Annotated in this window: 12 protein-coding genes; 7 read left to right on the forward strand and 5 right to left on the reverse strand. The window is 41.1% G+C overall.

Going from position 1 to position 12,956, the window contains the following annotated elements:
• The first annotated feature begins 143 nt into the window (after positions 1-143).
• Complete coding sequence (radA, locus tag MTN96_RS24360; protein ID WP_013465693.1) at positions 144-1,529, forward strand: DNA repair protein RadA; 1,386 nt, start codon at positions 144-146, stop codon at positions 1,527-1,529.
• 85 nt (positions 1,530-1,614) lie between these two features.
• Entirely contained in the window at positions 1,615-2,547 is a 933-nt protein-coding gene (locus tag MTN96_RS24365) for a hypothetical protein (protein WP_069440043.1), read from the forward strand.
• Positions 2,548-2,639: 92 nt separating this feature from the next.
• On the opposite strand, the gene serA is transcribed toward MTN96_RS24365, so the two are convergent.
• From serA to metK, 5 genes are all read right to left on the reverse strand, one after another.
• Complete coding sequence (serA, locus tag MTN96_RS24370; protein WP_028833921.1) at positions 2,640-3,869, reverse strand: phosphoglycerate dehydrogenase; 1,230 nt, start codon at positions 3,867-3,869, stop codon at positions 2,640-2,642.
• Between the two features lie 9 nt (positions 3,870-3,878).
• On the reverse strand, positions 3,879-4,532 hold the full coding sequence (gene rpiA / locus MTN96_RS24375; RefSeq protein WP_069440042.1) for a ribose-5-phosphate isomerase RpiA: 654 nt from the start codon (positions 4,530-4,532) through the stop codon (positions 3,879-3,881).
• Between the two features lie 53 nt (positions 4,533-4,585).
• The gene (locus MTN96_RS24380; protein WP_069440041.1) at positions 4,586-5,182 is read right to left on the reverse strand and encodes a 5-formyltetrahydrofolate cyclo-ligase; all 597 of its coding nucleotides are present in this window, start codon (positions 5,180-5,182) and stop codon (positions 4,586-4,588) included.
• 18 nt (positions 5,183-5,200) lie between these two features.
• Positions 5,201-5,746, reverse strand: coding sequence for a hypothetical protein (locus tag MTN96_RS24385; protein WP_069440040.1), 546 nt, complete (start codon positions 5,744-5,746; stop codon positions 5,201-5,203).
• Between the two features lie 138 nt (positions 5,747-5,884).
• On the reverse strand, positions 5,885-7,036 hold the full coding sequence (gene metK / locus MTN96_RS24390; protein ID WP_036981564.1) for a methionine adenosyltransferase: 1,152 nt from the start codon (positions 7,034-7,036) through the stop codon (positions 5,885-5,887).
• Positions 7,037-7,301: 265 nt separating this feature from the next.
• Between metK and tkt the strand changes: the two genes are divergently transcribed.
• From tkt to MTN96_RS24415, 5 genes are all read left to right on the forward strand, one after another.
• A complete protein-coding gene (tkt, locus tag MTN96_RS24395; protein ID WP_069440039.1) occupies positions 7,302-9,293 on the forward strand; it encodes a transketolase in 1,992 nt (663 codons plus the stop codon).
• 298 nt (positions 9,294-9,591) lie between these two features.
• Positions 9,592-9,906, forward strand: a complete 315-nt coding sequence (locus tag MTN96_RS24400; RefSeq protein WP_013465685.1) for a pyrimidine/purine nucleoside phosphorylase — start codon at positions 9,592-9,594, stop codon at positions 9,904-9,906.
• Positions 9,907-10,094: 188 nt separating this feature from the next.
• The gene (hpf, locus tag MTN96_RS24405; RefSeq protein WP_013465684.1) at positions 10,095-10,451 is read left to right on the forward strand and encodes a ribosome hibernation-promoting factor, HPF/YfiA family; all 357 of its coding nucleotides are present in this window, start codon (positions 10,095-10,097) and stop codon (positions 10,449-10,451) included.
• Positions 10,452-10,593: 142 nt separating this feature from the next.
• Entirely contained in the window at positions 10,594-11,826 is a 1,233-nt protein-coding gene (locus MTN96_RS24410) for an NRAMP family divalent metal transporter (RefSeq protein ID WP_069440038.1), read from the forward strand.
• A 662-nt stretch (positions 11,827-12,488) separates the two neighbouring features.
• On the forward strand, positions 12,489-12,740 hold the full coding sequence (locus tag MTN96_RS24415; protein ID WP_248532951.1) for a hypothetical protein: 252 nt from the start codon (positions 12,489-12,491) through the stop codon (positions 12,738-12,740).
• Positions 12,741-12,956 lie beyond the last annotated feature (216 nt).

Raw genomic sequence — 12,956 nt, forward strand, 5'->3', positions numbered from 1 at the left:
AGGTTAAATGAAACTACATCAGTATAGTGTGATACTAAATGCGCTATTCCACAAGGCGTTGTTGCTAAGGTAAAGCCAGCAATGGCAAAATAAGTGCTTAACAGTCAATATTTCAAAATAAAGAATAGTAGGTAAGGTTTTAAATGGCTAAAGCGGCAAAAGTAGAGTTTGTTTGTACAGAATGTGGCATGAACTATCAACGCTGGCAAGGTCAGTGTCGCTGCGGTGCGTGGAACACATTAGCAGAGTTTAAACCTTCTGCAGGGCAAAGCAAAAAAGTAGCAGCTCGTGCAAGTGTCGGTGGCTACGCCGGTGGTATTGGCGGTGGCTCTAAAAAAATTAATGAAGTAGCAACCTCAGAGGCAGAAAAACAGCTTACTGAAATTGGCGAACTTGACCGTGTTTTAAGCGGCGGTGTAACCACCGGCTCGGTTAATATTATTTCTGGCGATCCGGGGGCGGGTAAAACCACGCTACTATCGGATTTAGTGGCAAGAATGTCTCAGCGCATGCCATCGCTTTATTGTACTGCTGAGGAGTCTTTGTCGCAGTTTAAAAACCGAGTAAACCGTTTAAAACTTAACTATAACGAAGATGAGCTCTATTTACTTTCTGAAACCAGTGTTGAAACCATTATTGAAGAGCTGGATAAAAACAAAATTAAGTTTGCCGTTATCGACTCTATTCAAGCCGTGGTCACCGACACCGCTAATGGTAGCCCTGGCTCACCCTCGCAAGTAAAAAGTGCCGCTCAAGCGCTAACCCAATATTGTAAGCAAAACGATGTCACTATGTTCATTATTGCTCACGTAAATAAAAATAATGAAATAGCTGGCCCGCAAACATTAGTGCATATTGTTGATGCACTGTTACATATTGATACCAACGATGGTCAAGTGCGTACGCTACGTGCTAATAAAAATCGCTTTGGTGATATAGATACTGTGGGCATTTTTAAAATGTGTGAACGCGGTATGCTCAGTGTGGATAACCCCAGCGAAATTTTCTTATCCGGTTCAACCACTGAATCACCGGGGTCGACGATTACCTGTATTCGTAAAGGTAATCGTAATTTACTACTTGAAATTCAATGTTTAACCACTGAAACAGAAGCAGAATTTCCACAGCGAGTATGTGTTGGTTTAAATATGAACCGGATTAAAATGCTCACCGGTATTTTACGTAAACACACCAAAACTAAAATATTCCACGATACGTTTTTTAATATTGTGGGTGGTCTAAAAATTGATGAATCAGAAACCTGTATTGATTTAGCGCTTGTTACTGCACTTTTAAGTAGTTTGAACGAGTTTGTTGTACCTCGAACCACCTGTATTATGGGGGAGCTAAGTTTAAACGGTGATGTGCGTCCAATCGACAGTGGTGTACCCCGTGTTAAAGAAGCGGCGCAACATGGGTTTACTGAAATATTTATCCCATTTCGTAACTACCATAAATCGATGGAAGGGCTGGGTGCTAAAATAACGCCAGTTAAAACAGTGCACGAGCTACTGAGTTTAATTAACTAGCAAACAAAAAGTGCTTAACGATGCATGTTCTCAATGTTAGTCTTGCTTAAAGCCACTTATATAAAGAGTTTAATAAGGAAATGACATGAAAAAATTAGTGATTGCAGCCGCGATTATTGCTGCAGGTGTGGGTGGCGTGAGCTATGCAAACTATGTTGCAACACAAGAGGTACGTGCTGAGGTTGATAAACAGTTGGCCTTGGTCAGCGAACAAACAGGTGCTAGTTTTAACTACGCAGAGCTATCGGCGAGTGTTATTTCAAACAGTGTTGCCATTAGTAATATTGAAGTGACTAGCCCTGAGGGCGATAAAATTGCCACGGTTGAGCATGTTGAAGTGACAGGCTACGAAACCGATAAAATATCGCCACATACTGCTTTTACGTTAAAAAACTTTCAATTTGATAAAAGCTTTGTCGCTACACTGCCTGCAGATACAAATACACAACTTGCCTCAGCCAGTTATGATTTACACTCTTCATTAGATTACGATGAGCAATCAGGTAACAGTGATATTATTGTTAAGCTGCAAGCTAATGATATTGCTAGTATTGATATGGACATGGGGCTTGCTAATTCTAAAGCGCTTATGGACGCTTCACTTGAAATCAGTAAGGCTCAACAAGCTGCAGGCAGTACGCCATTTACTTATGAGCAAGAGTTACAGCAGCAAACAATGATTATGCAAGCAATGAGTAAGCTAGAGCCACGTAATGTTAGCTTAGTTGTTAATAACCAAGGTGATCTTAAAGGCTTATTAGAAAGCGAGTTGGCAAAGCAAGGTATGACGTTAGAGCAAATGCAAACAATGCTTGATCAACAGCTTCAACAAGCACCTGTGACCGAAGAAATAGCCAAGGCGTTAACTGATTTTGCTAAAGGACTAAATTCGTTTAGTGTGTCTGCAAAACTGCCTGAAGGTAAAACTATGATGGAAGTGAATCAGCAACTAATGATGTTAGCAGGGCAACCCGAAGAGCTGGTTAAGTTTATAAATTTAGAAGTTAAAGGCAAATAACAGCGGTAAGTTATAAGCCGTCAGGATTCAATTTAAAACAAAAAAGCCGTACTTGATTATTCAAGTACGGCCTTTATTATTTTAGCTGATAGTTAGTGAAGAATACGCGCTCTAATTGTACCTTCAACTGCACTGAGCTCTTTAAGTGCGACTTCTGAGTGATCTGTGTCTACATCAATAACCACGTAACCAATTGCTTCATCGGTTTGTAAGTACTGTGCGGCAATGTTAATACCGTGCTGAGCAAACGCTTGGTTAATTTGCGTTAGCACGCCAGGGCGGTTGTGATGCACGTGTAACAAGCGGCTGCGATTAGCAAGCTCTGGCAATGATACTTCAGGAAAGTTAACCGCAGTAATAGTTGAGCCGTTATCTGAGTACTTAGCGAGTTTACCCGCTACTTCAATACCAATGTTCTCTTGTGCTTCTTGAGTAGAGCCACCTATATGCGGCGTTAAAATAACGTTGTCGAATTCACGCAGTGGCGAGATAAATTCTTCATCGTTAGATTTAGGTTCAACTGGGAATACGTCAATTGCTGCGCCGCTGAGTTTTTTCTCTGTTAGCGCTTCTGCTAGGGCGTCAATATCAACGACAGTACCACGTGAAGCGTTAATTAAAATAGAGCCTTGCTTCATTACCGCCAATTCAGCCGTGCCAATCAGGTTTTTAGTTTGCGGTGTTTCAGGTACGTGCAAGCTAATAATATCAGCGCGTTGCAATAGCTGCGTTAAGTTATGTACTTGTGTCGCATTACCTAAAGACAGTTTGTCTTCAATGTCGTAATACTCCACGTTCATACCAATATTTTCAGCCATAATGCCCAACTGAGTACCAATGTGACCGTAGCCAATAATACCTAAGGTTTTACCGCGCGCTTCAAACGAGCCATTGGCTGTTTTTAACCAGCCACCACGGTGCGCAGCGGCATTTCGCTGTGGAATACCACGTAATAAAAGTAGTATTTCGCCAAGTACAAGCTCAGCTACAGAGCGAGTATTAGAAAATGGAGCGTTAAATACGGCAATACCGCGTTCACGTGCTGCGTTTAAATCTACTTGGTTGGTGCCAATACAAAAACAACCGATAGCAACCAGTTTTTCAGCTGCATTTAATACCGATTCATTAATATGAGTACGAGAACGCAGCCCCACAAAGTGCACATCTTTAATGCGCTCAATAAGCTCGTCCTCAGGTAGCGATGTTTTAACGTAGTCGATATTGCTATAACCGTTACGTTTTAGCGTTTCAACAGCGCTTTGATGAACACCTTCAAGCAAGAGAATTTTAATTTTGTCTTTTGCTAACGATACCTTACTCATAACCATATCCTATTTAATTTGTGGCCCATTTTTTGTGCCGATAACCACTTTATCAGCACCGCGCTCTGCAAATAGGCCGTTGGTGACTACGCCAACAATTTGATTTATTTGTGTTTCAAGCTGTTTAGCATGGGTAATTTTTAAATTATGTACATCTAAAATAACGTTGCCGTTATCGGTTACAACACCTTGGCGATACACAGGGTCGCCACCAAGTTTTAATAATTCGCGGGCAACATAGCTGCGCGCCATCGGAATAACTTCAACCGGAAGAGGGAAATCCCCTAAGGTATCGACTAGTTTGGTGTCATCAACAATACACACAAACTGTTTAGCCACTGCCGCTACTATTTTTTCACGGGTGAGCGCTGCACCACCGCCTTTAATCATTTCGTTTAGAGCGTTAATTTCATCTGCGCCATCAACGTACACATCCAGAGCATCAACATCATTTAGCTCAAATACTTCTATACCAAGTTCTTTTAAACGTGCTGTAGACGCTTCTGAACTAGATACTGCACCAACGATGGTGTCTTTTACTGTGCCTAAAGCATCAATAAAATGATTAACGGTTGAGCCTGTACCAACACCCACTATGGTGTTTTCTTTTACAAACTCGAGTGCAGCCCATGCAGCTGCTTTTTTTAATTCATCTTGTGTCATTGCTATGTGCTCATTTATGTCAAAAATAGACTGTTAGTTTACAAGATTAATTGTTACCAACAGTAGGTTTTATTGGGTGTAATAATAGTTTTAAGAGGCACATCCCACGATTCAATTGGGAGCTTATCCACTTGTTGGCATTCGTGTGCTAGGCCAATAAGTTGTGGTTGTTGCCAATCTTGTTCGTATAAACGTGCCAAGGTTCTATCGTAAAACCCACCCCCCATTCCAAGGCGATTACCAAATTTATCAAATGCAACAAGTGGCATAAGTAGATAATCAAGCGCTGGCAATGGGCATATTTGAGAGCAGTTCAGCTTAGGCTCCAAGATACCATAGCGATTTGCCCTCATGGGTGAGTTTTTTTCATATCGTTGAAATAGTAAATTAGCCCCGTTGAAAGGGTGAATTACAGGTAAGTAAACATGCTGTTCAATGCTCCATAATTCATTAATTAACAATGAGGTATCTAATTCACCATCATTGCTTAAATAAAGAGCGATATGGCTTTTTTTGGCCGAGTTCATGCTTTTTAAATATTGAATAAAATTCACTTTAAGCGAGTGGGCCGCTATTTCTTGCTGGTTTTTTGATAGGTTATTACGTGCTTTACGAATATCGTGTCTTATTTGTGCGCGATTATTGCTCATTAAATATCTAAACCATAATTAAAAAGAGAATAAGTTCGGAAACATTAAATACACAGCAAGCACAATAAGTAATATTACAACTGTGGTAATCAGTGAATATAAAACAAGGTTACTGCGTTTTTTAGGTGTTGTAGAGAGTGGCTCATCTAGCATTAAATCGTCATCTTGCCATGGTTCGTCATTTTCATCAGACAGAGATAACTCAACCTCGGGGAGACGTTGCTCAAGATCCTCAAGTTTCTCTTCAAGACGAATTAAGCTACTAGTAATGTAATCTAGGGCATCAAATAAGCGCTGATCTCGCTGGCTGTCGTGCGCTTTTTGAGAAGTAGCTTGTGTAGGGGCTGTTTGCTGAAGTTTGCTTTTGATCCCCAGCGTTGAAAGTAACTTGGCTTGCTTAAGGGCTTTCTCTTTGTTGCTAGGAGCAAACAGCAGCTTGCCATTAAAAAATGCCGCCACCTTTTCAGGTGAGGTTTTTAGTTTTTCTGTCAGTGCATTGGTCACTGCTTGGCTGTCTGCGCCTTCTGCAAGTCCTACAAATATAACACGAAAATTGTCGGCCATTTTTATCCCTAACACGCTTTATTGTATAAGTAGAGTATATACCTAAAATGTTAAACAGTTCGAGACTGTTTTATGACTAACTTAATACACATAGCAAAACGGCCCTAAAAAGGGCCGTTTTAATATTAGCTAGGTGGCTTACAGGCCAGCTGCTGCGCGAAGTGCGTCTGCTTTATCTGTGCGTTCCCATGGGAATTCATCACGGCCAAAGTGGCCGTAAGCCGCTGTTGGAAGATAAATAGGGCGCTCAAGATCAAGCATTTGAATTAGGCCGTAAGGGCGTAAGTCAAAGTGTTCACGAATAAGTCCGATTAAACGCGCTTCTTCTAATTTACCTGTGCCAAATGTTTCAACACTGATAGATGTTGGCTCTGCAACACCAATAGCATAAGACACCTGAAGTTCACACTTGTCAGCAAGGCCAGCAGCAACAATGTTTTTAGCAACATAACGTGCAGCATAAGCCGCTGAGCGGTCAACTTTTGATGGATCTTTACCAGAGAAAGCACCACCACCGTGACGAGCCATGCCACCGTAAGTATCTACAATGATTTTACGACCAGTTAAACCACAGTCACCCATTGGGCCACCAATAACAAAGCGACCTGTTGGGTTAATGAAAAATTTAGTTGCACTAGTAATAAGCTCAGCAGGAAGTACTGGCTTAATGATGGTTTCCATTACTGCTTCTACTAAGTCATTTTGCGATACATCTTCGCTGTGCTGAGTAGAAAGTACAACGGCATCAATACCTACTGGCTTGCCATTTTCGTATGCAAATGTAACTTGTGATTTTGCATCTGGACGTAACCAGTTAAGCTCGCCACTTTTACGAACCTCAGCTTGGCGTTGTACTAAACGGTGAGAATAAGTAATTGGAGCAGGCATTAATACTTCAGTTTCGTTACATGCGTAACCAAACATTAGGCCTTGGTCGCCAGCGCCTTGCTCTTCTGGACTTGTACGGTCAACACCTTGGTTAATGTCAGGAGACTGTTTACCAATCGTGTTTAAAATTGCACACGAATCGGCATCAAAGCCCATATCTGAGTGTGTGTAACCAATTTCACGTACTGTTTTACGTGTAATTTCTTCGATATCAACCCATGCGCTAGTCGTTATTTCACCACCAACCATAACCATACCGGTTTTAACGTAAGTTTCACACGCTACACGGGCATGAGAGTCTTGCTCTAGGATAGCATCAAGTACCGCATCAGAAATTTGATCGGCGATTTTATCCGGATGACCTTCAGAAACAGATTCAGAAGTAAATAAATGTTTTGCCATTGTAATTATGCTCACAAATATTGCGCTTCACAAACGTCGGTATTAGCGCTAAAAAATTAAGGCGCGTATTTTATCTAAAACAAATGAACTTGCATAGTTTTTTTACGCCTAGACGTCTAAATAAAATATCTAATAGTAAATGGTTCTTAAAAAATATTCATAATGCCCTATTTTTATGGGTTTTTAATTGCACACAGCCCCCACAATAAGTAAGAATGGGGATAAATAAATACCCGCGCAAATACATATAAAGGTAGGAGAATTCATGCCATCTCGCAAAGAACTTGCAAATGCTATTCGCGTCTTGTCAATGGACGCAGTACAAAAGGCCAAATCTGGTCACCCTGGAGCCCCTATGGGCATGGCTGATATCGCAGAAGTATTATGGCGCGATTATCTAAAACATAACCCAACAAATCCAGAGTGGGCTGACCGAGATCGATTTATACTCTCAAATGGTCACGGTTCAATGCTAATTTATTCTCTACTGCATTTAAGTGGTTATGACTTGTCACTGGACGAAATTAAAAACTTCCGCCAAATGCATTCTAAAACACCAGGCCATCCAGAATATGGATACGCGCCAGGAATTGAGACCACTACGGGCCCATTAGGTCAAGGGATCACAAATGCGGTAGGTATGGCGATTGCTGAAAAAGCATTAGCAGCGCAGTTTAACCGTGAAGGCCACGACATTGTTGATCACCACACGTATGCGTTTATGGGTGATGGCTGTTTAATGGAAGGCATTTCTCATGAAGCATGCTCACTAGCCGGTACATTAGGCCTAGGCAAGTTAGTGGCATTTTGGGATGACAACGGCATTTCAATCGACGGTGAAGTTGAAGGTTGGTTTAGTGATGATACCCCAGCACGTTTTAAAGCATACGGCTGGCATGTAATTAGTGACGTTGATGGCCATGATAGCGATGCAGTAAGTGCAGCAATTGCAGAAGCTAAAAGCGTGACTGATAAGCCAACATTAATTTGTTGTAAAACTATTATTGGTTACGGCTCACCTAATAAGTCAGGTAGCCACGATTGTCACGGTGCACCGCTTGGTGATGACGAAATTAAAGCGTCTCGCGAGTTTTTAGGTTGGACGGGCGATGCATTTGAAATCCCTGAAGATATTTATGCACAGTGGGATAACAAAGAAAAAGGCCAACAGCTTGAAGCAAGCTGGGACGAAAAATTTGCCGCCTACGAGCAAGCATACCCAGAGCTCGCTGCTGAATACAAACGCCGTACACATTCAGAATTACCCGCTGACTGGGCTGAAAAATCACAAGCGTACATTGAAGAGCTGCAAGCAAACCCAGCAAACCCAGCATCACGTAAAGCGTCGCAAAATGCATTAAATGCGTTTGGCCCGTTACTACCTGAATTTATGGGTGGCTCTGCCGATTTAGCGGGTTCAAACTTAACAATTTGGGATGGCTCTAAAGGCTTAACTGCTGATGATGCAAGTGGTAACTACATATACTACGGTGTACGTGAGTTTGGTATGTCGGCCATTATGAACGGTATTGCACTGCATAAAGGCTTTATTCCTTACGGCGCAACGTTCTTAATGTTTATGGAATACGCACGCAACGCGGTACGTATGGCTGCATTAATGAAGCAACCAAGCATTTTTGTATACACGCACGATTCAATTGGTTTAGGTGAAGATGGTCCAACTCACCAACCAGTAGAGCAAATTGCCAGCATGCGTTTAACGCCTAACCTTTACAACTGGCGGCCATGTGACCAAGTTGAGTCAGCAATTGCATGGCAACAAGCTATTGAACGTAAAGACGGTCCTACATCATTAATCTTTACTCGCCAAGGCTTAGAGCAGCAAGCTCGTGATGCCCAGCAATTAAGCGACGTTAAAAAGGGTGGTTACATCCTAAGTTGTGACGGCAATCCAGAGCTTATTTTGATTGCAACGGGTTCTGAAGTACAGCTAGCGCAAGACTCTGCGAAAGAGCTACGTGCGCAGGGTAAAAAGGTACGTGTTGTATCTATGCCATGTACTGATGCGTTTGAAGACCAATCGGCTGAGTACAAAGAAAGTGTATTACCAGCAAGCGTTTCACGTCGCGTAGCGATTGAAGCGGGTATTGCTGATTACTGGTACAAGTATGTAGGCCTAAATGGTGCCGTAGTTGGTATGACCACCTTTGGTGAGTCGGCACCGGCAAACGAGCTATTTGAGTTCTTCGGCTTTACGGTAGAAAATGTAGTTAACAAAGCAAACGCATTGTTTTAAGCGACTGCTTTAACGTTTAAAAGCCCGCGCTGTGTGTAACAGGGCGGGCTTTTTTATGAGTTGTACTTTTATCACTTCCTCTAAAGCTCAGCGTCTCATAGCTCTCTTGTGCATAAATCACTAAAAGTACTGTTCGAAACTCGTAGCCCGTTGCTCGAAGCATATCTCTCTATAAAGTCGTTCATTTTTAACCTTTTGGCTTCTAAGTGAGTAATTTTCACAGCACTTAACTTGCAAGGTTTATATGTATCAGGCACTGTGGAGGTAACAAAATTATAAATTAACAACAGGAGTTAACATGCCAAAGTTCGATAACGTTAGTGTGGTTAAAAAAGCCAATGTGTATTTCGATGGCAAAGTATCAAGTCGTACTGTGCTTTTAGGTAACGGTGAAGCAAAAACCTTGGGTTTTATGCAACCCGGTGAATTTGAGTTTAATACCAACCAAAAAGAGTGCATGGAATTGTTAGCAGGGCAGTGGGATGTATTACTACCTGGTGAAAGCGAATGGCAAACATTTAACGCGGGCGAGTCATTTAACGTTGATGCTAATGTTAGCTTTCATGTAAAAGTAAGTGATTTTGCAGATTATTGTTGTTCATACACCGATTAATTTGTAGGTTGATTAAATTGTCAACACCTCTAAAGGCCGCTACAAAGCGGCTTTTTGCATACTTAATGCTAAATGAATGATCTAAATCAGTGGGGTAATAAATAATTGCGTAATTTTCATTTTTTCTCTTGTGTTAATTCGTTTAGCCCCCAATACTAACTATGAGGTAACAAATAAAAGGATACCCTATGAAAATTAATCTTTCTGGTCACCATGTTGACGTTACTGATTCTATTAAAGAACACATTAACGAAAAGTTCTCAAAAGTCGCGAGCCATTTTCCATCATTGATATCTCTAGATATTATTCTTTCAAAAGAGCATCATAAGTTCCAAGCGGAAATTAGCACAAATTATGAAGGTGCGCGTATATCGGTAAAAGGGGAAAACGAAGTTATGTATCCTGCTATTTCTAGCGCAGCTAAAAAACTCGATGCCGCACTAAAGCATCGTAAAGGGCAAATAAAAGCGAACTTACATGAAAAGCCTGTAAGTACCACACCTGAAATAGCACACGAAATCATCCAAGAGATGGATTTAAATTAATAACTAACAATGTGTTATTTTTAAAAAGAGCCTAAGGGCTCTTTTTTATTGCCTGTAAATTAGGTAAGTTATGCATTCACACAGTTTATTAATGATAAAAATTAATAATAAAAGCACTTAATACACCAAATTTGAGAAGTTAATGCAGTACACACAAAGCACATGGAAGTCTCGGTTAGGGGCGCTCGGCCCAGGTATTTTAATGGCCACCGCTGCCATTGGTGGCTCACACTTAGTGGCCTCTACTCAAGCAGGTGCATTATTTGGCTGGCAGCTATTTTGGCTTATTGTGGTGGTTAACGTTTTAAAGTACCCGTTTTTTCGTTTTGGCATGGAATACACACTCGCTACTAAAAATAGTTTAGTGCAAGGGTATAAAAACCAAGGGCCTGGCTATTTTTACAGTTTTATTGCTCTCAATATTATTGCCGCTGTGGTAAATACCGCGGGCGTATTGTTGCTTACTGCGAGCTTATTACACTACGCATTACCTATTAGTATTCCCGTTACCTTATTGTGCTGGTTAATATTGGCTGTATGTTTAATTATATTATTACTAGGGCACTTTAAAGCGCTCGATAACGTTGCAAAAGCTATTATGGGGCTACTTACTATAGCAACCATAACGGCATTAGTTATTGCTATAAATAACGGCCCTGTAGCGCCTGTAAACTATGTTGGCCCCTCACCGTATGAACTTGCCATGTTAGGCTTTATGGTTGCCTTAATGGGCTGGATGCCAGCGCCTATTGAAATATCGGCACTGAGCTCGTTGTGGCTTAAAGAAAAACAAGCTCAGCAAAGTGTGACTAAAACCCAAGGCTTATTCGACTTTAATGTAGGCTATTGGTTAACCGCCGGGCTTGCGCTGGTATTTTTTAGTTTAGGTGCGTTAGTGCAATATGGGCAAAGCAGTAATATAGAGCTTGGCGGTGTAGCCTTTGCTAAACAGCTGATTGATATGTATGCACTTACTATTGGCGAGTGGGCAAGGCCTTTGGTATCAGCCATCGCGTTTTTGTGTATGTTTGGCACCACACTCACCGTGCTTGACGGCTACGCCCGCACACTTAACGAATCGCATAAATTACTGGGTTTTAAGCAATCTAAACACAGCTTAAATACCTGGCTTATACTGCAAGCACTTGCCGGTATGGCCGTTATTTTATTTTTTAAATCAGCCCTTGGCCCCATGCTTACCTTTGCTATGACGCTTGCGTTTGTTACTACCCCTGTTTTTGCATGGCTTAATTTTAGCCTAGTACGCTCAGAGCCCGAGATTAAACACAGCCTACTTTTGCGTAGCTTAACTTGGTTGGGCTTGGTGTACTTAGTTGGTTTTGCAGTTGCGTTTGTGGTTTGGAAGTTGATGTGATTTTATTTTCGAGGTTCGAGGTTCGAGGTGAAAGGTTAAAGGTTAAAGGTTAAAGGTTAAAGGTTAAAGGTTAAAGGTTAAAGGTTAAAGGTTAAAGGTTAAAGGTTAAAGGTGCAAATCAAACGACCTTTGCATAAATACCGACTGTTGCAGACCGCGATAGGCTGCAACGAACAAGGGGCGACGATTAAAAATTATGATATCTATCCAAATTAGTTAAAATATGAATTAGATAGGGCTGAGTGAATGTACGATAATAATCCAATTGAGTTTATACAGCGCTTATTTGGTATTCCTTACTCAGGAAGACGATACTAAAATGGCAAGTCCGGCTAATCAACTCTCACCTACCAACCCTAAAAAAAGGGGGTCTATAGGCGTTTTATGTTTAATCATTACTCTCTATGCCTACAGCTTTAAATTAGAAATTAGCGCATTAAGTCTTATTGCTGAAAATGTAATTTCGTTAAAAATTAAACCTGCAGTAATTCCTTTGATAGTTATGATGCTCGCTTTTTTTGTACTCATCTACGGAATTTATCAAAGAATGCATGGTGATATATCAGAGAAATCGATGCGAAGGGGGCTATTTGTTGTTATAGGATGCTTCCCTCTATTTCTGATTACCTGATGGATTTATAGCTGGCAACTTAGTGATAAGCTTGAAAGTGAAAGGCTATTCCATTTGTCACTGGTATTCAGGAGCTTCACTAGGAGCTCCAAAAATTTGGCTTTCAGATCCAAGCTACTGTATTGAAAACGTTTATTTAGTAAGGGTTGAATTACTTGAATGGCTAAAGCAACAGCGGTTAAGTGGAAAAACACCATCCATTGAAGTCTTCGAGAAGCAATTAGAACTCATGCTCAGTGAATACCATCAAAATATGGTGTATGAGCTACTTAAAATGTATTAACTAATTTTTTTTATCGCTTTACTTATCTCATTTAAACTAAGTGGCTACATACGGTTGTTCATTAACGCGGTGCATCGGATTGTTTCTGTTGAATTCATCTCTGTTCGTCGGATGGCGTGGCTTCACCACTTATCCGACCTACGTTAAAGGTAGGTTGGTTAAGCCGAAGGCGCCACCCAACAAAGTTATAGATTCATGCCTAAAGCTCCGCTGCTA

This window comes from Pseudoalteromonas sp. 2CM28B (assembly GCF_023161935.1).

Excerpts from the sequence above, each read along its gene's own strand:
- radA (WP_013465693.1), top strand. The coding sequence starts at position 144 with ATGGCTAAAGCGGCAAAAGTAGAGTTTGTTTGTACAGAATGTGGCATG.
- MTN96_RS24365 (WP_069440043.1), top strand. The coding sequence starts at position 1,615 with ATGAAAAAATTAGTGATTGCAGCCGCGATTATTGCTGCAGGTGTGGGT.
- serA (WP_028833921.1), bottom strand. The coding sequence starts at position 3,869 with ATGAGTAAGGTATCGTTAGCAAAAGACAAAATTAAAATTCTCTTGCTT.
- rpiA (WP_069440042.1), bottom strand. The coding sequence starts at position 4,532 with ATGACACAAGATGAATTAAAAAAAGCAGCTGCATGGGCTGCACTCGAG.
- MTN96_RS24380 (WP_069440041.1), bottom strand. The coding sequence starts at position 5,182 with ATGAGCAATAATCGCGCACAAATAAGACACGATATTCGTAAAGCACGT.
- MTN96_RS24385 (WP_069440040.1), bottom strand. The coding sequence starts at position 5,746 with ATGGCCGACAATTTTCGTGTTATATTTGTAGGACTTGCAGAAGGCGCA.
- metK (WP_036981564.1), bottom strand. The coding sequence starts at position 7,036 with ATGGCAAAACATTTATTTACTTCTGAATCTGTTTCTGAAGGTCATCCG.
- tkt (WP_069440039.1), top strand. The coding sequence starts at position 7,302 with ATGCCATCTCGCAAAGAACTTGCAAATGCTATTCGCGTCTTGTCAATG.
- MTN96_RS24400 (WP_013465685.1), top strand. The coding sequence starts at position 9,592 with ATGCCAAAGTTCGATAACGTTAGTGTGGTTAAAAAAGCCAATGTGTAT.
- hpf (WP_013465684.1), top strand. The coding sequence starts at position 10,095 with ATGAAAATTAATCTTTCTGGTCACCATGTTGACGTTACTGATTCTATT.
- MTN96_RS24410 (WP_069440038.1), top strand. The coding sequence starts at position 10,594 with ATGCAGTACACACAAAGCACATGGAAGTCTCGGTTAGGGGCGCTCGGC.